Genomic DNA, 20,292 nt, shown 5'->3' with positions numbered 1-20,292 from the left:
AGTTCTCCTAACTGGTCTAGACCAGCGAAATTGCCCGCGGTTCAGAGTATCCTGTAACCGATGGGTTTGAAGGTCCCGCCGTTGGAAGCAAATGCCGAACACGCCGTCAGGCCGATCACGAGGTCCATGCGCGCTTTCAGAGTCAGCGTGTCGCCCGCTTTCGAAACCGGCGGCTCGACCGAGAGGCGACCGGTCTGGCCGTCGACCGGCACGTTCATGAAGACGTTAAACGCGCAGGGCAGGTCATCCTCCGCAATATCGTATTCTTCCAGTGCCGCCGCGAGGTTGCCGAAGCAGCCCCGGTGAACGGGCTTGTCAGGATAGAAATGCCGGAAGGTATCCTTGCTACACGGTGTCAGCAGGAAGTCGTGCAGACCGACATCGTCGGCAACAATGTCCAGCATGGGGTTCGAACGGTTCGACCACAGGGTGTTACCGGCGGTCAGGCTGATCGTCTCTTCGTAATCGAACGTGCGTCCGTTCGACAACGCCTCGCGCCGGTCGGCCAGGCCGAACGCTAGCAGGTCGGAGACCTGCCCTCCTTCGATATCGACCACTTCGAGGCGCTGTCCTTCGCGAAGGACGAAGCTGGTGCCGCTGCGTGGCTCTATTCGTGTCATCTCGTTGGTCACGACCGGCGATCCTCGAACGGCGGCTTCCAGTCCTTGTCGACAGCGCGGCCGCTGTACTGGCGCGCTTCGCTTGTGTCTCCATGGCGCGACAGCATCGGGTTGATGTCGCCTGCCAGTTCGCGATCCCGCTCCAGGATGGCTTCGCGCATCCTTTCGTACCGCCCCTGTTCGCGCAGCCGCTCGAACTGGTCGTGCAGATTGAAAACCATGACCGGGCGAGAGAACCTGCGGGCCGGGCGCGATGCGTTGGGATGCATCCCCACGACAAAGAACGCTTCCCCGCCAAAGCTCAGGCTGAAGTGCGGACTTTCAGGATCGGCGCTGACTCTTTTGTCATAGGTCTGGCCGCGCCAATGGTCCTTGTCGGCGAGCGACTGCAGCCTCTCCCACAGGTTCGCTTCGAACTCGTCCTCCGACAGGTCCAGCGGTCCTTCGAAAATCACCGCGAGACTCCGCAACCCTTCGGGATCGTCCTTGTAGGCAAAAGCCCACTTCAACAGCGCGTCATGAATGGCAACATCGTTCCATGCGCTGGTGAGGTCGCGGGCGTGAACGACGTTCAGCTTACCGGTGGCGAGCGCCGACTTTGCCCCCACACAGGGAAACCCCTTGTCCCTGATGTAGTCTGCAAAGCGTTCTTTCGCTGCTTCGTCGCCTTCAAGTGTAGGTTCGAGTGTAGGCATCCGATGCTCCAAATCCTTTGGCGGAAAAGCGTCTCAACAGGCGCAGTGTTCCGGGATTAGGAAAAGTCAAACACCCTCCAATGCCGCTTCCCGGACCGCCCGCAGCGGATGTTTCACCACGCCGAAGCCGGGATCGATGCGCATGCCGGGAAGATAGCCGTAGCGGCTGGCGCGTACCGCCTGCTGCTGGTCCAGGCACGACGCGCCGTCGTAGGTCTCGTTGCCGTCGCGGACCTCTTCCTGGACTTTGACCGGCGCGAGGCCCGCAAATTGCGTGATCCGGTCCAGCACCGCCTGCGGCTGCGCGACCAGGTCCTCGTATCGAACAACCGTGGCGGCGTGAATGTATTCAAGATCGGCGAATGCCAGATCGTAGGCGTCGAGCGTGTAGTCGATCAGTTCCTCCGCGGGCCTGTCCACCCACTTGCGCAAGGCAGCGGCTACCGCTTCGGGATGGCGCAGGATGACTATGAACTGGCTGAGCGGGAAGAGCTGTTGGTAAAGCCGCATCCGTGTGAGGTTGACCGGCGATTTTTCCAGCCTCCATTGTCCTTTAGTCGTGAACCAGGGCGCCCAATCGTGCTCCATCCTTTTGCGGGTCGGCAGCGTGTCGTGCGCGCACCCCTCGATCAGATGCTGCTCGGGGTCGACGGCATAATGCCCGGGAACGCCGTGCCTTGCGGTGTGCGGTATGGCCCCTTGCAGATAGACACCTTCGTTCTCCGGTACGGGAGCGTCGACTATGGCATCAATAGCGTCGTGCGCTGCCAGCAGCCGCGCGATCAGACTTGTGCCAGTCCTGTGGAGACCGCAGACGAAAAGATACCGATAGTGCCGCTCGCCCGGTGTCATTCGGGTGCGAGTTCGTCACCGATGCCAAGGCTGTCATCACCATAGAGATAGCCCGGATCGAACCTGCCGAATGCCTCCAGCCCCTGGCGGTTTTTGCAGTAGAAGCGGCCGCGGCGAAATTCGCCCAGTCCTGCCTCTCTCAGCGAGCTTAGCATCCGGCTCATGTGAACAGGCGTGGTGCCGCAGATATCGGCCAGATGGCTTTGGGTCAGCGAGCTAATGAAGCCATCAGCCTTCGCCATTCCCACCAGTTCCAGGCGCGCCCAGGTTTCGGCAAGGAAGTGGGCAGCGCAGGCATCCGCACGCAGTTGCTTTGTCTTGAGAATCCATTGGCGGTGAATCGCAGCGTCCAGCAAGGTCGCAAACCACAGGATGCGTGCCAGGTGGATATTGCGTTCGCACGCCTCCTTCAGATCCGCATGGCTGGCGTAGGCGACGCTGCAGTTCCCCACCGCCACGATGTTGTGATCCAGGCGTTTGAGCGCGAAAGAATGAAGGTCCACGAAATCGCCGGGCACCTGAAGCCCTACGATGTGCTGCCGACCGTCCTGTTCGATCGTGCGCAGCATCATGCCGGAGGTCAACAGCATGCTCTTGTCATACAGTCGGCCTGCTTCGAGTACGACCGTACCGTCCGCAGCCTCCTGCTGATCGGACAAAATCTCTTCGAGTTGTGCCTTCTCCGTGATCGTCATTGCATGGCGAAGGCGACCTTGCAGGAAGGTCTCGCTACGGGGATAAATTGAAATATCGCGGGCCATCATCGATCCTGTTGTCCAGTTGCCGGGTGGCTCAACTATTCAATTTCAGAAAAGGGCTTCGGTTCCCTGCATCTGCGGAACGGCAGCGAAGTCCTCTCGTTGCAACGCAATGCGGATCGCAGTGGTCGCCCATATCCGACATCCGGTCGCCGAGCCTTTCATGGGTGGGATGGAAGCGCATGCCGCTCTTCTTTGCCAAGGGCTGCGCAGCGCCGGTCACGATGTTACGCTTTTGGCTGCGCAGGGTAGTAGCGATCCTCAGCTGATCCGGATTTGCGAGGAGCCGTACGAAAGCGTCCTGCCGTGGGATGAATGGCGCGGCACCAGCAAGCTCGACGAATTCCAGCGGCGCGCCTTTGCCAGAGCGCGAGAGATCGTGGCCGAGCAATCTTTCGATGTCGTGCACAACAACTCGCTGTTCCCCGACCTGATCGACTGGGCGCGCGAGGACGGGATCGCCATGGTAACATCGCAGCATGTCCCGCCGTTTGGTAAGATGGCGGATGCTGTACGCCGGGCCGCGGGCTGCGGCATCGCGCAAATTACCGTCGCCTCGCACAGCCAGATGCCGTTGTGGTTCGATGAGCCTTCGGCTAACATTCGCGTGGTGCACAACGGCATTGACTGTCGTAGCTGGCATCCCGCGGAGGACGGCCTCAGCGGTCGCCTTGTCTGGACCGGTCGCATCACGCCCAACAAGGGTCTTCGCGAAACCATAGAGGCGGTGCGCAAGGCGGGGGCCGCGCTGGATATTGCGGGTCCTGCCGAGGATCGATCCTATTTCGAGGAATGCATGGAAGCGGGTTCGGGCGCCGATATTCGCTATCTCGGGCAATTGCATGGGGACGCGCTTCGCCTGCTGGTGCGACAGGCAAGGGCCGCTCTCGTCACGCCGATGTGGGACGAACCGTTCGGCTTGGTGGCGGCAGAGGCGTTGGCAAGCGGGGTTCCCGTCATAGCTTTCGATCGCGGCGCCATGCGCGAAGTCGTCGGACCGGTCGGGCTGCTTGTCGAAGGCGGCAGTTCCGACAGGCTGGCACGGGCCATTGCGAAGATCGATACCCTCGATCGAGGTCGCTGCCGGTCAAGGGCCGTGGAACGCTTCTCCGTCGACGCGATGATCGCAGGTTACGAGGGGGCCTATCACGATGCCATCGCTGCGGGAGACCGCGCTTCGTCCTCCAGTTGTTCCAGCACGACCGCGCTGCTGGCGTAGGGCTGCCGCTCCTGCTGACGGGTTAGCGCCAGGTCTTCCTCGGTCGGTTCGCGAAGAATGCGCCAGCCGTTCTCGCTGCGTTCGATCAGGCCCATAAGGGTGAATGCACGCAGCCAGTGCTGCATGGTCGGGTGTCCCCATTTGCGCCGAAAGTGTTCAGCGTTGGCAACCACACTGCGCAGGTGGTGAACAGGTGGCATGTGGTGGGGGTGGTACTGGTGATAGGCCTTCGCCCCGCGAAGCCACCAGATCGGCAGACCTGCGGCGACGGCCCCGCGCGCGAAGTCGGTATCTTCACCGCCATACCCCTCGAAACTTTCGTCGAAACCGCCGGACCTTGCAAAGTCGCGCGCCGTCATCGCGAAATTGAGCGACCAGAAACAGCGATAGTCGTTGCAGGGTGCAGAAGGTGTCTGCGGGGGACCAGCGCGTTCCGAATGCTTTTTTGCTACCGCTTCGAAATGTCCGAAATCTATTCCGCTGTCCGTAGCACCGGCGGGAAGATAACCGACCTCACCCATCATGATGCCAGAATGCGTGTCGGCCATCTGGGCGTAGTCGCCGATGAGGCGGGGGTGGGGGATGCAGTCGAGATCGAGAAAGACGAGCAGCTCGCTCCTGGCGTTCCGCGCCGCCGTATTACGACCCAGTGCAAGGGGTATGCCTTGGCTACCAAGTACGATCTGACGGATCGGAAAGCTGGTTGCGGGCAGATCGTATTTCTCGTCCTGTAGCACCGCAATCACCAGTTCGCACGGGGGGCGCTTTGACTGGCACAGGCCCTTCACCATGTTGACGAGGTGCTGGTTTCGTCCGTGCGCGAGGGTGCAGACGGAAACTTTCATGCCTGCGCACTTTCAAAAACGTTCGCAGACTTGCTGCCAGCCCAGATGGAGCAGATGAGCCCGTCCAGCCAATCGGCTGCATCGCGGGCGGCAGCAGGTTCGACCAGCGCCTGTTGCGCATCGTGATCGAGACGCGAAGCCGCATCCCAGAGCTTGCGCCAGCTGTTCACGTGGCTTGGCCACATGCGCGATACAGCCGCCAGCCCCGCCTGCTCAAGCGCGTCGGCTTTGCACAACTGTTCGTCGAAATAGCGCCATTCGGGCACCACGATCCACGGCTTACCTGCCGCCGCGACCATGTGTACGGTGGTGTTGCCACAGCTGGATACGATGCCATCGGCAGCGGCGATCCAGTCCTCGGGATTGTCGACCCAGCCCTTGTGAGACAGGTTGCCGGGCGGCGTTTCGTGCCATTCGCTGGTGATGTTCCCGATGGTGATCCAGAGCGCCTCCTCATCGTCGCGCGCGCCGAGCGTCAACGGCGCGGTCGGTGTACCGGTGCCGCCACCTCCGGCGATAACCAGCACGATACGCTTGTCCGCTGGCAGGTTCAGCCGCTTGCGTGCCTCGGCCTTGTCGGTCCGCTTGCTTGGTGAAATGCCCAGGCCCGGTGCATAATGGGTCTTGTCGCGCATCCAGCCCGGCCTTTCTGGCTGTTCCAGCTGGCGGGAATAGGGCGCCAAAATGCCCACGGCGCTCTCATAGCTCGACATGTGTCCTGCATCGCTGCGGTCGCCGTGCTGCAATACCGCGACGTGCGGAACGGATGCGATCCGTGCCAGCTGGCCGAGTTCTGCGGACACGTCGGTCACGAACAGGGCAGCGTCGGCTGTGTCGAACCACTGCGCAATCGTGGCAACTGCGTGCCGGATCGTGTGCCAGCCGAGCGGCGCGCAGTGCAGGGTGTCCGGCGTCCGCCAGTCGGCAAGCTTCGGCGGCTCCCCGCCGTTAGCCTCGAAAAGAGAGGGAAGCTGACACAGTTCAATCCGTGGGTCGAGACGAGGAAAGATGTTCGTGCGCGCGCAGAACAGGGTGACGGGGCGGTGCGCCACCATTTCGTTGGCAAGCGCGCCAGCCCGTTCGGCATGGCCGCGGCCCTGGTGGTGGACGAAATAGCCGACGGGACGTTCGCTCATGCCGCCGACCTCGCAGCTTCGCCTGCGCGCCGACGGCGGCGCGCGTGGCTCAGGTGTCCTTCCAGTACGCCGCCGGCATGGGCGCGCCTCGCGACATACACGCCGGGGTCCCGCACAAGGTCGCGAAGGTCCTCGTCGTAATTGCTCACCAGCACGGCGTTGCGACACTCGCGCAACATATCGAGGTCATTGCCGCTATCGCCCACAGCGACCACGGCTTCGGGCACCACGCCCGCTTTCTGCGCGACATGGCGCATCGCGGCGCCCTTTCCTGCGCGAAGCGGCAATACGTCCAGCAGCTTTCCGTGGCTGAAAATGACTTTCGCCTTCAGGCCAGAGTCTTCCAGCCGTTTCCTGACGCGCGATGTCAACCCGTCTCCGGCGGCGAAATAGGAGCGCTTCCAGCGCCTCTGTTCGACCGCGGGCTGCGGCGTGAGTCCGTTCAGCCCGTCCAGAACGCGCGTGACTTCGTCCGCATGCCAGTCCGCCTCGATATACTGTGCAAAATCGCGGTCCGCCTCCAGCCCGCTGCCTGTCTGCCAGTAGATTTCGCTACCAACGCTTGTGATCAGGACACGCGGGCGGGGCAGGTGCCATTCCCGCAGGATCCGCCGCGCCTCGACAAGGCTGCGGCCTGTCGCGACGCAGAACGACATTCCGTCCCGGCGCTGCACGTAGCGAGCCAGCCGTTGCGCGCCGTCCCGGCAACCGGTCAAGGTGTTGTCGATATCGCAAACCAGCAATTCCCGAGGAGCGCTGGCGAGTAGCTGATGCGGCTGGCTGTCGGTAATCTCCAGCGCCAGTTCGACGAACCCGTCGGCATAGGCATCCCAGCTCATGCTGCGGCAACGGGTTCGGCCGTTGGTGGAAGCTGTCTTCCAAGCTTCTTCATTATCCAGGAAATCGATCACGGCCGATGCGATGGCCCCGGTGTCCACCGGGTCGACGAGCGTGCCGTGTTCGAGGTCTGCGACGATATCGTTGGGTCCGCCATTGCGCGTGCTGACCACCGGCAGGCCGTGCGCCGCCGCTTCTACCAGCGTCAGGCCATAAGGTTCGGTCAGGGCGGGATTGACGAACACGCCGCCGGTCGCGCTGGCCAGCGCGTAGAGCGACTGGACATCGTCCTGCGTATGGCGCGGGGGATAGGCCACGCTGCCGTAGAGATTGTGCCGATCGATCGCATCGGTCAGATCGGCCAGCACGGCGCGCTGCTCGCTTTCGCCGCTTTCCAGCCCGCGGCGCAATCCTGCCAGGATGACGAGATTGGCCTGGCTGCGCAGCGCCGGGTTCTGTCCGAACGCCTCTACCAGGGCGACAAGGTTCTTCTTGTGCACCGGCCTCGCGATGGCGAGGATGATCGGTAGGCTAGGTTCGCGCAGGAAGGGGGCGATCAGCGCCCGTGCAGGCTCCAGATCGGGTTGATCCTCGGGTATGGCGACACCCGGTCGCAGGCGGTGAATGGTGGTAGGGTCCACGCGGTCATAACGCAGCAACTGCCGTTCGCATTCGTCGCGCGATGATGCCACGATGGCATCGGCACAATCGATGGCGCGCTGCTCCTCTGCGATCCGCTGCCGCAGGCCCCGTGCATCGCTTCCAGCTACGGCATCTCGCTTGTCGATCGCCAGCGAATGAGCGGTATAGACAAAGGGAATGCCGAGTTCCGCGCGGATCTGGCACGCCACATCGGCGGCGTCCGCGAAATGGGCATGGATCAGGTCTGGCAGGCGTGGCCTGTCCCGCAGTTCGGTGATCAGCGCGCGCACGAAGGCTCTGCGGTCGTGCGCCAGTGCTTCCTTGGCAAGGTAACGCCGGTTGCCGCTGTCGATGCGGGTGATGGTGACGCCAGATGGCAGTATTTCGACCGGTCGCGCATAGCTGGCGCCCAGTTCGGGCTCTTCAAACAGCCGGGTGACGATTTCGGCACTCTCCACCTTCGGATGGCGCGCAAGTGCGGCCATTTCTCCAAGGATGTAGGCGATGTGCCCACCGGTATCCTCTGTCAGTCCGTAATTGACCGGCGGACCCTTTATGCAGCCACCCAGGGCGAGGGACATGATGTGCATATGCTGCCTTTTTCGGTGTTGGTAAGTCTCCACAAAGCGGACCCATTGGCGCACCGTTCCGAAGTTATGATTTACTAAGATTCTGATTTTTCGAAATTAACTTAAGTTAACATCAAGTACTTTTCGGTCTGCGCACTGCAACCAATTGGCCGATGTTCCGTTGCAAGGTTCAACTGTCGACATCCTTCGTCAGACGTTCAACGCAAGGATGCGATCGGCCTCGAGGCACCTGGATGGTGTTAAACCGGTGCAAAGGATGCGAACGGTTTTCGGGGCTCCAGAGCAACTCGGAAAGGTGTGGCAATGCGCAGCAATCGAGATTTGAAAACCCCCGCTTCCGTCGTGGGCCTTGGGCTGGCGATTGGCGGTATCGCCTTCGGAACCTTCCTGTCCCGTCGGCGGAAAGGCGGCGCGGACGATGCGCCTGTCTACGCACGGAAATCCCCTCCGGGCGATCACAGCCTGGTCGGGCGCACCGTGACAATTCGCAAGCCGCGCGCCGAACTCTACAGCTTCTGGCGCAACTTCGGTAACCTGCCGCAGTTCATGGAAAACGTGGAGGAAATTCGCGAGAACGGCGATACCGCGACCTGGGTCATCAAGGCTCCGGGCGGCGCGAGCGTCGATGTCGAAACGCGCGTTTCGGACGAACGTGAAAATGAACTGATCGCCTGGCGCTCCACCGACGGGTCGGACATTACCACCAGCGGAAGAGTTGAATTCACGGACGCTCCCGGAGACCGGGGAACGCGCGTCTCGCTGATCATGGCCTACGATCCGCCGGGCGGTGCCGCAGGCCGCGCACTGGCAAAACTTTTCCTGCGCGAACCCCAGGTTCAGGCCCGCCACGACCTGAAACGGTTCAAGGCGCTGATGGAAACCGGGGAGATCACCACCTCGGCGCGCCGCAGGGACCAGACCCGCGAAGCCAAGCAGCAGGAGAACGGATGATGAGAGCGCTTACCTGGCACGGAACGCACGACGTTCGCGTGGAAACCGTGGACGATCCCGAGATCATCAACTCGCGCGATGCCATCATCAAGATCACCTCTACCGCGATCTGCGGCAGCGACCTTCACCTTTACGATGGCGTCATTCCCGGCGTGATGCCCGGCGATGTCCTGGGCCATGAATTCATGGGAGAGGTGGTGGAGACCGGCAAAGATTCCACGCTGAAGAAAGGCCAGCGGGTAGTGGTTCCGTTCACCATATCGTGCGGCGGCTGCTTCCATTGCAAGATCCAGCAGTTCTCGGCCTGCGAGAATTCCAATCCGGCTGAAAAGCAGGACATGTCCGCTACGCTTTACGGGCATCCGATGGCCGGACTGTTCGGCTATTCGCACCTTACGGGCGGCTATTCGGGCGGGCAGGCAGAGTACGTTCGCGTGCCCTATTCCGATGTGGGCCCGATCGTCGTTCCCGATCACCTTGAGGACGACAAGGTCCTGTTCCTTTCCGACATCCTGCCCACCGGCTGGATGGGCGCGGAAAACGCCGAAATCCAGCCCGACGATACCGTTGCCGTCTGGGGCTGCGGCCCTGTCGGCCTGTTCGCCGTGCAGTCTGCCATCGTGATGGGGGCGAGCAAGGTGATTGCCATCGATCACTATCCGAACCGGCTGGCGCTGGCGAAGCAGATGGGTGCGGAAACCATCGATTTCCGCAAGACGGACGTGCGCGAGGCGCTGATGGAGATGTCCGGCGGCATCGGCGTCGACGCTGTGATCGACGCGGTCGGCATGGAAGCCCATGGCTTTGCTGCCGACAACATGATCGATATCGCCAAGCAGAAGATCGGCATCGGCGCGGACCGGGCGAAGGCATTGAAACAGGCGATCCTGGCGGTGCGTCCGGGCGGGCGCGTTTCGATCCCCGGCGTCTATGGCGGCATGACCGACAAGTTCCCGCTTGGGGCGCTGATGGAGAAGGGTCTGCAGGTCCGCACGGGCCAGACCCACGTGCAGCGTTACCTGAAGGATCTGCTGGAGAAGATCGAGGATGGCACGCTCGATACGACCTTCATGATCTCTCACCGCCTGCCGCTGGAGGACGCCGCGCGCGGCTACAAATGCTTCCACGACGAACAGAACGACTGGACCAAGGTTGTCCTCAAGCCCGACATGGAGATGGCCAAGTGAGCAAGAACAAGATTGAAAAGCTGAGCGGCTTCACGGTCGTGACAGGGGCGAGCAGCGGCATCGGACTCGAGCTGGCCAAGCTGGCGGCGAAAGACGGATGCGATCTGCTGCTGGTCGCCGACCGTGATCTTGCCGCTGCGGCAACAGAGGCGCGCAACTGCGGCGCTTCATCGGTTGCCACACTTGAATGCAATCTCGCCACCGAAAGCGGGGTAGAACAGTTGATGGACGCAATCGGCAGCCGCCCCGTCGATAACCTTGTCGCCAATGCCGGCACGGGCGAGGGCGGTGCATTCCTGGACCAGGAATGGAGCAAGATAGCGCATACGATCCACACGAACGTAACCGGCACGGTGTCGCTGATCCACCGCGTAGGTCGCGCCATGCGCCAGCGGAACCAGGGTCGCATTCTTGTGACCGGTTCGATCGTCGGCGATATGCCGGGAGCCTACAATCTGATCTACAATTCCACGAAGGCCTTCATCGACGACTTCTGCGTTGGACTTGCTACCGAAATCAAGGACACCGATGTCGTGATAACCTGCCTGCTACCCGGCGTAACCGACACCGAGTTCTTCGAACATGCCGAAATGGAGGACGACACCATGGTCGGCCAGACCGACATGAAAGCCGATCCGGCCAAGGTGGCCAGGGACGGTTACGAAGCCTTGCTGGATGGTGAGACCAAGGAAGTCAGCGGGCTTATGAACAAGGTCCAGTATTTCTTCGCCGACATCTTGCCAGCGGGTATCGTGTCGAAAATGCATGAACGCATGGCAAAGCCCGACGATGCCTGAGCGGATATCGGCAGCCGCCCTCAGGCTGTAACGGGACGCAACCTTCGCACATCTGTTAGCGCGTCGCTGCAATATTTGTCGGGGTTTGCGCAGAAAATGTCCTGAGATATTTCTTTCTTTCTGCTATGGCATGGACGAAAGTCAGGATTGCCCGCGTAGAAATCTGGACACTAAATGCGCGCTGGGCCGTTAGTTTGCGATTGCCGTCTGTTCGGCAACGCATGAAAGGGGAGAGTTCGTTGATGAGAACCTTGTCGCAAGTTGCAGCGGTAGCCGTTTCCCTAACCTTCCTTTCCGCCTGTGGAGGCGGAGGTGACGAGCCGCCGCCGCCGCCCGAGCAGACCACCGCTGCCGAAACAGAAACTGCAGCAACTCAGGAAGCTCCCGCCCCGACCGCGGACTCGACCGATACGATCGACGGAACGACTCTGGCTGAGTTCACAGCGGATCCCGCTCACGGCGGCGAGGTTTTCCAGCAGTGCGCCGCATGCCACGTGCTTGAGCCTGGCGTGAACCGTGTCGGCCCGTCGCTGGCAGGGGTCGTTGGCCGCGAGGCCGGCACTGTCGAGGGCTACAACTATACCCCGGCCAACGCCAACAGCGGCATCACCTGGACGCCTGAAAAGCTGTTCCAGTATCTCGAGAACCCGCAGCGCGTCGTTCCCGGTACGAAGATGGCTTTTGCAGGCCTTTCCGACGGGCAGGATCGTGCAGACGTGATCGCCTATCTGGAATCCGGCGGCGAATAAGCTGCGATCATAGATTGCCGAATAAAAAAGGGGCGCCGGATCGACCGGCGCCCTTTTATTGTGCCAGTTATCCAAATCGAAGGTCAGGCGGCGATGGCACCCCTGGCCAGTTCGCACTGCGACCAGATGTCGCTTAGCGCGTCGATCAACCGGCCGATGTCGCCATCGCTGTGGACCGGCGAGGGCGTGATGCGCAGACGTTCCGAACCGCGCGTAACCGTGGGGTAATTGATCGGCTGCACATAGATGCCGTGGTTGTCCATCAGCCAGTCGCTGATCCTCTTGCACTTGTGCGCATCGCCCACCATCACCGGAATGATGTGGCTCGGATTGGGCAGGTGCGGAATCCCCAGCATGTCCAGTTTGCGCCGTACCGTTTCCACCCGGTCGCGTTGCAGGATACGCTCTGCCTCGCTTTGTTTCAGGTGGCGGATGCTGGCACAGGCACCAGCGGCCACGGCAGGCGGCAGCGCGGTGCTGAAAATGAAGCCGCTGGCAAAGCTGCGTACGAAATCGACAAGGTTGCTCGATGCAGCGATATAACCGCCCATCACGCCGAAGGCCTTGCCAAGCGTCCCTTCGATCACGGTGATACGGTCCATCAGGCCTTCGCGTTCGGCCACGCCGCCGCCGCGCGGGCCGTAGAGGCCGACGCCGTGAACCTCGTCGATGTAGCTCATCGCGCCATGGTTTTCGCACACGTCGAGGATTTCCGCGATCGGCGCGATGTCTCCGTCCATCGAATACACGCTCTCGAACGCCACCAGTTTGGGCACCTCGGGGCCATAGGCCGACAGTTGCCGGTCGAGATCCTCGGCATCGTTATGCGCCCAGATCTTGTAGGGCGCGCGGCTGTGGCGGATGCCCTCGATCATGCTGGCGTGGTTCAGCGCGTCGGAAAAGACAACGCAGCCCGGGATCTTGCTGGCCAGCGTTCCCAGGCCCGCCCAGTTGGAGACATAGCCGCTGGTGAACAGCAGCGCCGCTTCCTTGCCGTGCAGGTCGGCCAGTTCCTGTTCCAGCAACACGTGATGGTGATTGGTGCCGGAGATATTGCGGGTGCCGCCTGCACCAGCGCCGCATTCATCCAGCACGCGGTGCATCGCCTCGATCACGACGGGGTGCTGGCCCATGCCGAGATAGTCGTTGGAGCACCACACGGTAACGTCCTGCGTGCCGCCGCCGACATAGCGCGTGGCGTGGGGGAACGATCCGCGATGCCGCTCGATCTCGGTGAAGACGCGGTAGCGACCTTCTTCGCGGACTGCTTCCAGTTCGCTATTGAAAAACCCCTCAAAATCCATGGCCAGATCCCTTTTGACTTTTACTGCTGGGTATCGTGGTTGCGGGCCGGAATGGCCCACCGCCACAAGGCACCGTCGCGAAACGGCAATGCGAGAAACAGGTGTTCGAGCGCGCCCAGAGCCGCGAGCGCGAAAAGCAGGCTGGCTCCGGCGGATTCGGCGCTGCCGGGTGCCGCACTGAGCGCCGCGGCGCCCAGCCACAGCGCCAGCGCCGTACTGGCGACCAGCGAGGCCAGCAGCAACGGGTGCAGCCTGCGCGGTCCGAAATAGCTTTGCAAGTAGGCGAGGTGCGGCGGCAGGATCTCGGTGCTCATATTGGGCACGCCGACGTAGATGTTCAGCTTGGTGCTCAGCCGCATGACGAACAGCAGCGCAAAGACCATGGCGCCCACCTGGTTGGGGGCAGACCAGGTCAGGGTGATCAGTACCAGCGCCGTTATCACCAGCGCGACCTCGTGCCAGGCCATCGCCGCGCTGGCGTGGCTGAAACGTTCCCAGCCGCGCGCATCGGGCGGGCAGGAGCCGCGGCGCGGACCCGATACGGCGCCGGTCAGGAAAGCGATTTCGTGCCAGGCCCAGATCAGGATCGCCCCGGCAAAGGAGAGGTAGACCGCGCCTAGCGAAACGGTGTGCATTGCGGCAATCACCGCCACCAATCCGGCCACCCCCGCGATGCCGGCCCAGGCCAGGCTGCGGGGGAAGGTGCCCCGCTCGCGGTTGTCGAGCCAGGCGATCAGCCCCGTGGCGAAGAACCACATGGCAATCGTCACCACGACAGGGAGGATATGGCCCGACCAGCTTACCATGCAGGTTGCAGCCGGATCGTTTCGGGCAGTTCGTTTTTCCTGGCACGGTGGAAATACATCGAGGCAAAGGCCATGCCCGCGCCTGCCATGCCGCCGAGGCGCTGGAGTGCACCTGTCACGCCGCCACGGGACTTGCCGTCCTCAATCCGGCGGTTGGCAACCAGCAGCCTGTCCATTTTGCGGCGGAAACCGGCATCGTCGATATCCAGCTCCACCGGGAAGACCTGCTTGCAGATCTGGTTGCAGATGGAGAAGACCTTGTAATCGTACTCGGTCGGATCGATGCCAAGCGCGGCGTGAAATACCGGGCGGTTGTGGTCCCGCACGTACATCGTCGCATAGACCGCCAGCAGGAAGAAGCGGATCCACAGCTTGTTGTGCCCGCGCAGCAGCTTGGGATCCGCCCGCATCAGCAGGGCAAAGGCTTCTCCGTGGCGGAATTCGTCGTTGCACCATTCCTCGAACCAGCTGAAGATCGGGTGGATCTGCTTGTCAGGATTGGCGGCAAGGTGCCGGTATATCGTGATATAGCGCGAATAGCCGATCTTTTCCGAAAGGTAGACCGCGTACCAGATGAATTTCGGCTTGAAGAAGGTGTATTTCTTGGTTCGCGTCAGGAAGCCGAGGTCGATACCGATACCGGCATCCTTCAGGCTTTCGTTGATGAAACCGGCATGGCGGCTCTCATCGCGCGCGAGCAGCTTGAACAGCTGCTTCACATCCGGGTTCTTCGTGCGCTTGGCGATTTCCGCATAGAGTACGCAGCCGGAAAATTCGGCGGTGAGCGAGCTGACGAGGAAGTCTATGAATTCGGCGCGCAGTTCGGGTTCCAGCCGGTTGATCGCGCCCTTGAAGCTGTCGTCCTTCTTGAAATGCTTCTTGTTGGGGTCGCCGATCATCTCCGCGATCAGCGCGTCCCATTCGCCGCGCACGGGGCTGACGTCTATCGCATCCAGCGCATCGAAATCGGTGGTGTAGAAACGCGGCGACAGCACGGTTTCGTGCGTGGCCATCGCCATCGTGTCTTCGCTGGATGCCGGAGTGGCCGCGGGCGTGGGGAATTTTGTCTGGGCGTTCATCGCACCCTCCCTGGGTTGAAGCTGACTTCGTACAGTTCCTTGAAGTCGAAATAGGCGACCAGTCTGGTCCATGCCCGTTGCAGCGCGTTGGCCCGGGTGACCGTGGCCATGCGCTCGAACACCGCCGTTTCGCCGAACGCAACCGCGATCGGGGCACCGTGAACGCGCACCCGGTCGCCCGGTTCGATGGCGATTTCATCGGCCAGTTCGACGTGGGCGTGGAAATGATACTCGCTCTGTTCCACCGCGATACGGCAGGGCACGTTGAAAGTGCGTGCGCTCACGATGCTGTTCCTTCGGGCAGCAGGGCGATGAAGGCGGCGCGGTTGTCCGGGCCGAACCCGCCAAGTTCGATGATGCGCCCGGTTGCCTCGTCCGTCAGCGAGAGGGAGCCGTCTTCCCACAGCGTGAGCGCGAAGGGAGGAGCCGCGCCGATGCCCTGCATCCGCCTTTCGCGGGCAAGGCCGCGCAGCACGCCGCGAATGAAGCCGCTGCCGGTGGTATCGCTGGTGATCAGCGCGACCTCGTTGTCGCTGCCGGCTTCGGCGATGCGCACGCCGCCATCGGCGAGGTCGGCGAAGGTCAGGTGACGCGTGGTGACAGGCGCAACATTCGCCTCGGCGCGCACGGCGGTGGGAACGGCCTCGCGCTCCAGCCAGCCCGTCGTCACCAGTGCCGTCATTGTCAGCGACGCGAACACCAGGCCACCCACCAGGAACAGCGCCGGGCGCGGCACCGTGTTTTCGTGGCTGTGGCCGTGACCCTGGTGGTGCGCCGCATGGGTCATGCTGCGGCCTTTCTTGGCGGGGCGATGTTCGCCGCTGGTGCCGTGTCCGTATCGATCCGGGCGTTGGGGACCACGCCGCTGCAGGTGCGGCGCAGGATCGCCGCGACGTTTTCCGCATCGGGCAGTGCGCGCAGCATCGGCTCTGCATCACGCAGGCGCAGCGGGCGGACATGGGGCCACAGCACGGCATAGCCCAGCCGGTGCTTGCCGGTGAGTTGCAGGGCGATGTCGCCGTGACCGGCCGCGTGGGCACGCAGGCTGGCGGAACCGACGGTGGCAAGCGGCAGGTTGATGCACTTGTTCAGCGCCACACCGATCCGCAGCACCAGTCGGCGGTTGGTAATGGTATAGACGGTCGTCTTGCCAACGCCCCAGGCGAAAAGATTGAGCAGGCCAAGGGCCAGCACGCCGCTGATCGCGGTGAGCAGCGCGCCGCCCAGGCTTCCGCTGACGAGTGCGAGCACGGTCAGCAGGGTGAAGTAGAACCCGATCCAGCGGGTGTAGAGCGCGCTGCGGGCGAACACCCGCCAGTCCGGCACGCCCTGCCACACGATATGCTCGCCTTCGGGCAGGTACCCGGGCAGGCCGCGGATCGGCTCGTTCTCGTACTCGGTTACAGCCACGGTTCCTGCCTTTCGTCATTGGCGTAAAGGTAGCCACCGCCAAAATAGGCGACGATGCGCTCCTCCTCGTACCGGGTGATGGTTCCCGCCCCTTCGAGGCCGGGGACGCCGGTGAAGTGGGCGGCGTTGATGGCGTCGATGGAAACGTGGTCGCGTTTCACCAGCGCCATTGCCATCGGGGCAAGGGCCGTGCCCGCCCCGGTGTCCACGGCCAGGTAGCGGATGCAGTGCTCGGCCCGGTCGACCCACAGGTCCGTTACCGTGCCGGCCTTCATGCCGTCGGCACCATAAACCGGCAATCCGCGCGGGTCGGTGCTGAGCGGTGCGATGGAGAAACCCTCCAGCGTCGACATGGGCACAATGCGCGGCGCGCCGTGGGCATCGATATCCGGGGTGCGGGCGCGCTCGGCGTAGGCTGCCGGACCCACGCCATCGGCCAGCGGGTTGCCGGTGGGAGAATAGGGTGCGCCGCCGAAGTTCTCGCGCCGCCTTGCCGCGATATCCACCTTCTCGCGACCCTGGGTAGGCGCGGTGACCGTGCCGCCGCCATGGGGCAGCTTGAACGACTTGGTGGATGCGGTGGAGAGCGGGCCACCGGGCGATTCAATCGCGCCGGTCAGTTCATCCTCCAGCGGATAGCCTTCGCGTCGGTCCTCTCGCCGCAGGTAGAAGATGAGAGCGATGAAAAACAGGACGAAGGTGTAAAACGCCAGCTCCGCAACGTCGATCGATCCGACAATATTCTCGTTCATGGTTCTTTCCTTTCCCGCAGGGTCACGTGGGGAACTCGGTCAGCCCGAAACGGGACTGTTGCATGTGGTCTGCGTTGCTGCGGTCGCGTCCCACCAGCGGACCGATCACCACCAGGGTGACCAGCAGAAGGGCGATTTCGATCATGTAGACGGTGGCGTAGCCGGTCGCCCGGTCGGCCACGGCGGCACCCAGGCCGTCCGCCACCGCAAAACTGGAAATCAGGTCGCGCAGGACGCCGCCGATGGCGATAGCAAGCCCGGCACAACTCGCCTGCACCGCGCCCCATGCGCCCAGGGCGATCCCGCTAGTGCCGTTGCTGGCCAGGGCCATGGCGGCCACCAGTGTGCCGACGGAGAACAGGCCGACCCCGAAGCCGATCCCAATAGCTCCTGCTGCCAGCATGCCGGGAACGTCGAACGGGGCGGCGAAAATCACCAGCATGAAAGCGGCGATCCCGGCGGTAATGCCGTAACCGGCCATGCGGAGGGGATCGGCCCCCTGGTTCATGCGGCGGGCGGTAAGGGCAAATCCTGCCAGCGTGCCCAGCGCCCAGGCGCCTGTCAGCCCGGTGGTGGCGCCCACCGTCAGGCCAAGCACCTCGCCCCCGTAAGGCTCCAGCAGCGCATCCTGCATGGCGAAGGCCGCTGCGCCAAGGCCGATGGCGATCAACAGGCGGCGGGTATCGCGCTGCGCGGTGAAGGCACTCCATACCTCGGCCAGCGGCGGCCGCGGCGTATCGCGCGAAGCGACCGCAGCACTGCGCGTTTCCTGCTTCCACAGCGCTGCGATGTTGAGGAACAGCGCCAGCACGGCGGCCCCCTGGATCACCTGAACGAGCCGGGTGGGGGTGAAATCTGTCAGGATGGCACCGATCACCAGCGCCGCCAGCATCATGCCCGCCAGTAGCATCACGTAAAGGAGTGCCACCACACGCGGCCGCCGGTCCGCGGGGGCAAGATCGCTGGCGAGCGCCAGTCCGGCTGTCTGCGTCGTATGCAGGCCCGCGCCGGCCAGCAGGAAGGCCAGCACGCTTGCTGCAAGGCCCAGAGAAAAGGTTTCCGGCCGACCCAGCAGCAGCAGGGCAAACGGCATGATGGCAAGGCCACCGAATTGCATCAGCGTGCCGAACCAGATGTAGGGGACACGGCGCCAGCCGAGGACGGAGCGGTGCGTGTCGGAGCGGTGGCCGATGGCGACGCGGAAGGGGGCAAGCAGCAGCGGCAAGGCGATCAGCCCGGCAACCAGCCAGGCCGGAGTGCCAAGCTCCACGATCATCACCCGGTTCAGCGTGCCGTTCAGCAATACCATGGTCATGCCCACGCTCACCTGGAACAGCGACAGCCGCAGAAGGCGCGGCAGGCGCAGTTCGTCGCTCGCCGCATCGGCAAACGGCAGCCAGGTCAGGGCGACCCGGCTCCAGCGTGCCGCAAGGGGAGCGCCGCGGTTCATCAGCGCCGCACCAGTTCCAGCGCCTGCGAGGTGTAGAACCCGCTCGACACACGATGGCTGCGCCCGATGCGCCAATCCGAAAGAGATGCCAGCATCTGTCGCAGGTCGGCCTCCGACACCGGCACGATGGCAGGCGAACGGTCCGAACGCGGGAACAGCTTGCCCACGCGGTGCATCGCGCCCAGCAGGGGCGTGTAGGGGGCGAAGGTGAACAGGAGCGAGGAGCGGCAGTTGGCGGCCAGCCCCGCCACGGCTTCGACCATGTCGGCAGGGGTATAATGGATCAGAGAATCCATCGCCACGATGTGATCGAACGTGCCCAGCGCGGGGTCGAGCATGTCGCCCACGCGCCAGTCTATGCGGCCATGACCGTGAAAGCCGTCCGAACGCTTGCGCGCAATATCCACCAGGCCGCCTGCCACGTCGATGGCGGTGATTTCCGCACCCCGGCACGCCGCATCCATGCTGAGCGCCCCTGTGCCGCATCCCGCGTCGAGCAGGCGCTGGCGGCGCAGGTCGGCAGGCAGCCAGTCCAGCAGCGTGGCGCGCATTTCCTCGCGACCTGCACGCACGGTGGCGCGAATGCCGCTGACCTTGGCATCGGAGGTGAGGTCGATCCATGCCTTGCGCGCCGTGCCGTCGAAATAGGCGGCCAGCTTGTCGCGCTGCATGTCGTAACGACCGGGAGCGGTGGAATGGGAGTATTGCGTGGCCATCACTCGAACCCCAGGAAGTCGAAGATGTCGCGGTCCTTCATCGGCTTTGCTTCCACCGGATCGACCCCGGCCCACAGCATTGCCGCCAGGCGCAGGTATTCGTCCTTCGCCATCTGGACCTCGGGCGAATCCTCCATTTCGAACAGCGTGCACTTCTTCAGGCGAGAGCGGCGGATCGCATCGAGATCCTGGAAATGGGCAAGCCGCTTCATGCCGATGGCATCGGAAAAGCGGTCGATCTCGTCGGTCTGGGCTGAACGGTTCGCGATAACGCCAGCCAGGCGCACCTCGTAATTCTTCGCCTTCGCGCCGATGGCCGCGACAATGCGGTTCATCGCGAAGATGGAGTCGAAATCGTTCGCGGCTACCACCAGCGCGCGTTCGGCATGTTGCAGCGGTGCGGCGAAACCGCCGCATACCACGTCGCCCAGCACGTCGAAGATAACCACATCGGTATCTTCCAGCAGGTGGTGCTGCTTGAGCAGTTTCACCGTCTGCCCCACGACATAGCCACCGCAGCCGGTGCCCGCGGGCGGGCCGCCGGCCTCCACGCACATCACGCCGTTGTAGCCTTCGAACATGTAGTCCTCGGGCCGCAGTTCCTCGCTGTGGAATTCCACCGTTTCCAGCACGTCGATCACCGTCGGCATCAGCTTCTTGGTGAGGGTGAAGGTGGAATCGTGCTTCGGATCGCAGCCGATCTGCAGCACCCGGTGGCCCAGTTTCGAGAAGGCCGCGGAAAGGTTCGACGATGTCGTGGACTTGCCGATCCCGCCCTTGCCGTAGACCGCGAATACCTTCGCGCCCTTGATCTTGTCTTGCGGGTCGAGGCCGACCTGCACCGATCCCTCGCCATCGGGGGGCGAGAAGGTTGTCTTCGGGTCGAGCAGGTTCATA

The 20,292-nt window shown here is 63.0% G+C and carries 22 protein-coding genes; 5 read left to right on the top strand and 17 right to left on the bottom strand.

Annotated features, from left to right (window positions below):
* Positions 1-41: 41 nt before the first annotated feature.
* The 4 genes from D2V07_RS09795 to D2V07_RS09780 all read right to left on the bottom strand — a co-directional run bounded on the left by D2V07_RS09795 (position 42) and on the right by D2V07_RS09780 (position 2,928).
* The gene (locus D2V07_RS09795) at positions 42-620 is read right to left on the bottom strand and encodes a DUF1989 domain-containing protein (RefSeq protein ID WP_119587170.1); all 579 of its coding nucleotides are present in this window, start codon (positions 618-620) and stop codon (positions 42-44) included.
* Between the two features lie 8 nt (positions 621-628).
* The gene (gntA, locus tag D2V07_RS09790; protein ID WP_119586820.1) at positions 629-1,315 is read right to left on the bottom strand and encodes a guanitoxin biosynthesis heme-dependent pre-guanitoxin N-hydroxylase GntA; all 687 of its coding nucleotides are present in this window, start codon (positions 1,313-1,315) and stop codon (positions 629-631) included.
* Positions 1,316-1,381: 66 nt separating this feature from the next.
* Positions 1,382-2,167 (bottom strand): sulfotransferase family protein, encoded by a 786-nt coding sequence (locus tag D2V07_RS09785; RefSeq protein WP_119586819.1) that lies wholly within the window; start codon positions 2,165-2,167, stop codon positions 1,382-1,384.
* Positions 2,164-2,928: a Crp/Fnr family transcriptional regulator gene (locus D2V07_RS09780; protein ID WP_199698771.1), complete on the bottom strand. Its 765-nt coding sequence runs from the start codon at positions 2,926-2,928 to the stop codon at positions 2,164-2,166. Before D2V07_RS09780 ends, D2V07_RS09785 begins: the two co-directional genes overlap by 4 nt.
* A gap of 160 nt (positions 2,929-3,088) precedes the next feature.
* Between D2V07_RS09780 and D2V07_RS09775 the strand changes: the two genes are divergently transcribed.
* Positions 3,089-4,144, top strand: a complete 1,056-nt coding sequence (locus D2V07_RS09775) for a glycosyltransferase (protein WP_233548340.1) — start codon at positions 3,089-3,091, stop codon at positions 4,142-4,144.
* On the opposite strand, the gene D2V07_RS09770 is transcribed toward D2V07_RS09775, so the two are convergent.
* From D2V07_RS09770 to D2V07_RS09760, 3 genes are read right to left on the bottom strand one after another with little or no spacing between them, the layout of a single operon-like run.
* Positions 4,072-4,989: a glycosyltransferase family 2 protein gene (locus D2V07_RS09770; RefSeq protein ID WP_119586816.1), complete on the bottom strand. Its 918-nt coding sequence runs from the start codon at positions 4,987-4,989 to the stop codon at positions 4,072-4,074. The two genes, D2V07_RS09775 and D2V07_RS09770, sit on opposite strands and share 73 nt — an antisense overlap.
* Complete coding sequence (locus tag D2V07_RS09765; protein WP_119586815.1) at positions 4,986-6,125, bottom strand: glycosyltransferase family protein; 1,140 nt, start codon at positions 6,123-6,125, stop codon at positions 4,986-4,988. Before D2V07_RS09765 ends, D2V07_RS09770 begins: the two co-directional genes overlap by 4 nt.
* A complete protein-coding gene (locus D2V07_RS09760) occupies positions 6,122-8,194 on the bottom strand; it encodes an HAD-IIB family hydrolase (RefSeq protein WP_119586814.1) in 2,073 nt (690 codons plus the stop codon). The genes D2V07_RS09765 and D2V07_RS09760 overlap by 4 nt, the downstream gene beginning before the upstream one ends.
* A 303-nt stretch (positions 8,195-8,497) precedes the next feature.
* On the opposite strand from D2V07_RS09760, the gene D2V07_RS09755 reads away from it, so the two are divergent.
* From D2V07_RS09755 to D2V07_RS09740, 4 genes are all read left to right on the top strand, one after another.
* Positions 8,498-9,145 carry an SRPBCC family protein gene (locus tag D2V07_RS09755; protein ID WP_119586813.1) on the top strand — a complete coding sequence of 216 codons (648 nt, stop codon included), beginning with the start codon at positions 8,498-8,500 and terminating at the stop codon, positions 9,143-9,145.
* Positions 9,145-10,332, top strand: a complete 1,188-nt coding sequence (locus D2V07_RS09750) for a zinc-dependent alcohol dehydrogenase (RefSeq protein WP_119587169.1) — start codon at positions 9,145-9,147, stop codon at positions 10,330-10,332. Before D2V07_RS09755 ends, D2V07_RS09750 begins: the two co-directional genes overlap by 1 nt.
* Entirely contained in the window at positions 10,329-11,129 is an 801-nt protein-coding gene (locus D2V07_RS09745) for an SDR family NAD(P)-dependent oxidoreductase (RefSeq protein ID WP_233548339.1), read from the top strand. Before D2V07_RS09750 ends, D2V07_RS09745 begins: the two co-directional genes overlap by 4 nt.
* 242 nt (positions 11,130-11,371) lie before the next feature.
* Entirely contained in the window at positions 11,372-11,878 is a 507-nt protein-coding gene (locus tag D2V07_RS09740; RefSeq protein WP_119587168.1) for a c-type cytochrome, read from the top strand.
* Between the two features lie 83 nt (positions 11,879-11,961).
* Here the strand turns inward: D2V07_RS09740 and hemA are convergent, their stop codons facing one another.
* The 10 genes from hemA to bchL are packed head-to-tail and all read right to left on the bottom strand — an operon-like array spanning position 11,962 to position 20,291.
* On the bottom strand, positions 11,962-13,182 hold the full coding sequence (hemA, locus tag D2V07_RS09735; RefSeq protein ID WP_119586811.1) for a 5-aminolevulinate synthase: 1,221 nt from the start codon (positions 13,180-13,182) through the stop codon (positions 11,962-11,964).
* Between the two features lie 20 nt (positions 13,183-13,202).
* Positions 13,203-13,988, bottom strand: coding sequence for a putative photosynthetic complex assembly protein PuhE (gene puhE, locus D2V07_RS09730; RefSeq protein WP_119586810.1), 786 nt, complete (start codon positions 13,986-13,988; stop codon positions 13,203-13,205).
* A complete protein-coding gene (gene acsF / locus D2V07_RS09725) occupies positions 13,982-15,067 on the bottom strand; it encodes a magnesium-protoporphyrin IX monomethyl ester (oxidative) cyclase (RefSeq protein WP_119586809.1) in 1,086 nt (361 codons plus the stop codon). Before acsF ends, puhE begins: the two co-directional genes overlap by 7 nt.
* Positions 15,064-15,351 (bottom strand): hypothetical protein, encoded by a 288-nt coding sequence (locus D2V07_RS09720; protein ID WP_199698770.1) that lies wholly within the window; start codon positions 15,349-15,351, stop codon positions 15,064-15,066. Before D2V07_RS09720 ends, acsF begins: the two co-directional genes overlap by 4 nt.
* Positions 15,348-15,854, bottom strand: coding sequence for a photosynthetic complex assembly protein PuhC (gene puhC / locus D2V07_RS09715; protein WP_119586808.1), 507 nt, complete (start codon positions 15,852-15,854; stop codon positions 15,348-15,350). The genes D2V07_RS09720 and puhC overlap by 4 nt, the downstream gene beginning before the upstream one ends.
* A complete protein-coding gene (gene puhB / locus D2V07_RS09710) occupies positions 15,851-16,477 on the bottom strand; it encodes a photosynthetic complex putative assembly protein PuhB (protein WP_119586807.1) in 627 nt (208 codons plus the stop codon). Before puhB ends, puhC begins: the two co-directional genes overlap by 4 nt.
* Positions 16,468-17,229 carry a photosynthetic reaction center subunit H gene (puhA, locus tag D2V07_RS09705; RefSeq protein WP_119586806.1) on the bottom strand — a complete coding sequence of 254 codons (762 nt, stop codon included), beginning with the start codon at positions 17,227-17,229 and terminating at the stop codon, positions 16,468-16,470. Before puhA ends, puhB begins: the two co-directional genes overlap by 10 nt.
* A 22-nt stretch (positions 17,230-17,251) precedes the next feature.
* Complete coding sequence (locus tag D2V07_RS09700) at positions 17,252-18,679, bottom strand: BCD family MFS transporter (protein ID WP_119586805.1); 1,428 nt, start codon at positions 18,677-18,679, stop codon at positions 17,252-17,254.
* Positions 18,679-19,395 (bottom strand): magnesium protoporphyrin IX methyltransferase, encoded by a 717-nt coding sequence (gene bchM, locus D2V07_RS09695; RefSeq protein ID WP_119586804.1) that lies wholly within the window; start codon positions 19,393-19,395, stop codon positions 18,679-18,681. The genes D2V07_RS09700 and bchM overlap by 1 nt, the downstream gene beginning before the upstream one ends.
* The gene (gene bchL / locus D2V07_RS09690; protein ID WP_119586803.1) at positions 19,395-20,291 is read right to left on the bottom strand and encodes a ferredoxin:protochlorophyllide reductase (ATP-dependent) iron-sulfur ATP-binding protein; all 897 of its coding nucleotides are present in this window, start codon (positions 20,289-20,291) and stop codon (positions 19,395-19,397) included. The genes bchM and bchL overlap by 1 nt, the downstream gene beginning before the upstream one ends.
* Between the last annotated feature and the right edge of the window lies 1 nt (position 20,292).

Origin of the sequence: Aurantiacibacter zhengii, from assembly GCF_003584125.1 — a bacterium.
Taxonomy (GTDB): Bacteria; Pseudomonadota; Alphaproteobacteria; order Sphingomonadales; family Sphingomonadaceae; genus Alteraurantiacibacter; species Alteraurantiacibacter zhengii.
This window is presented reverse-complemented; position numbering and strand designations above follow the sequence as displayed.

Excerpts from the sequence above, each read along its gene's own strand:
- puhC (WP_119586808.1), bottom strand. The coding sequence starts at position 15,854 with ATGACCCATGCGGCGCACCACCAGGGTCACGGCCACAGCCACGAAAAC.
- D2V07_RS09760 (WP_119586814.1), bottom strand. The coding sequence starts at position 8,194 with ATGCACATCATGTCCCTCGCCCTGGGTGGCTGCATAAAGGGTCCGCCG.
- D2V07_RS09780 (WP_199698771.1), bottom strand. The coding sequence starts at position 2,928 with ATGGCCCGCGATATTTCAATTTATCCCCGTAGCGAGACCTTCCTGCAA.
- D2V07_RS09700 (WP_119586805.1), bottom strand. The coding sequence starts at position 18,679 with ATGAACCGCGGCGCTCCCCTTGCGGCACGCTGGAGCCGGGTCGCCCTG.
- D2V07_RS09785 (WP_119586819.1), bottom strand. The coding sequence starts at position 2,167 with ATGACACCGGGCGAGCGGCACTATCGGTATCTTTTCGTCTGCGGTCTC.
- hemA (WP_119586811.1), bottom strand. The coding sequence starts at position 13,182 with ATGGATTTTGAGGGGTTTTTCAATAGCGAACTGGAAGCAGTCCGCGAA.
- D2V07_RS09770 (WP_119586816.1), bottom strand. The coding sequence starts at position 4,989 with ATGAAAGTTTCCGTCTGCACCCTCGCGCACGGACGAAACCAGCACCTC.
- D2V07_RS09795 (WP_119587170.1), bottom strand. The coding sequence starts at position 620 with ATGACACGAATAGAGCCACGCAGCGGCACCAGCTTCGTCCTTCGCGAA.
- D2V07_RS09775 (WP_233548340.1), top strand. The coding sequence starts at position 3,089 with ATGGGTGGGATGGAAGCGCATGCCGCTCTTCTTTGCCAAGGGCTGCGC.
- D2V07_RS09740 (WP_119587168.1), top strand. The coding sequence starts at position 11,372 with ATGAGAACCTTGTCGCAAGTTGCAGCGGTAGCCGTTTCCCTAACCTTC.
- bchM (WP_119586804.1), bottom strand. The coding sequence starts at position 19,395 with ATGGCCACGCAATACTCCCATTCCACCGCTCCCGGTCGTTACGACATG.
- D2V07_RS09755 (WP_119586813.1), top strand. The coding sequence starts at position 8,498 with ATGCGCAGCAATCGAGATTTGAAAACCCCCGCTTCCGTCGTGGGCCTT.
- puhA (WP_119586806.1), bottom strand. The coding sequence starts at position 17,229 with ATGAACGAGAATATTGTCGGATCGATCGACGTTGCGGAGCTGGCGTTT.
- puhE (WP_119586810.1), bottom strand. The coding sequence starts at position 13,988 with ATGGTAAGCTGGTCGGGCCATATCCTCCCTGTCGTGGTGACGATTGCC.
- bchL (WP_119586803.1), bottom strand. The coding sequence starts at position 20,291 with ATGAACCTGCTCGACCCGAAGACAACCTTCTCGCCCCCCGATGGCGAG.
- D2V07_RS09750 (WP_119587169.1), top strand. The coding sequence starts at position 9,145 with ATGAGAGCGCTTACCTGGCACGGAACGCACGACGTTCGCGTGGAAACC.
- acsF (WP_119586809.1), bottom strand. The coding sequence starts at position 15,067 with ATGAACGCCCAGACAAAATTCCCCACGCCCGCGGCCACTCCGGCATCC.
- gntA (WP_119586820.1), bottom strand. The coding sequence starts at position 1,315 with ATGCCTACACTCGAACCTACACTTGAAGGCGACGAAGCAGCGAAAGAA.
- D2V07_RS09765 (WP_119586815.1), bottom strand. The coding sequence starts at position 6,125 with ATGAGCGAACGTCCCGTCGGCTATTTCGTCCACCACCAGGGCCGCGGC.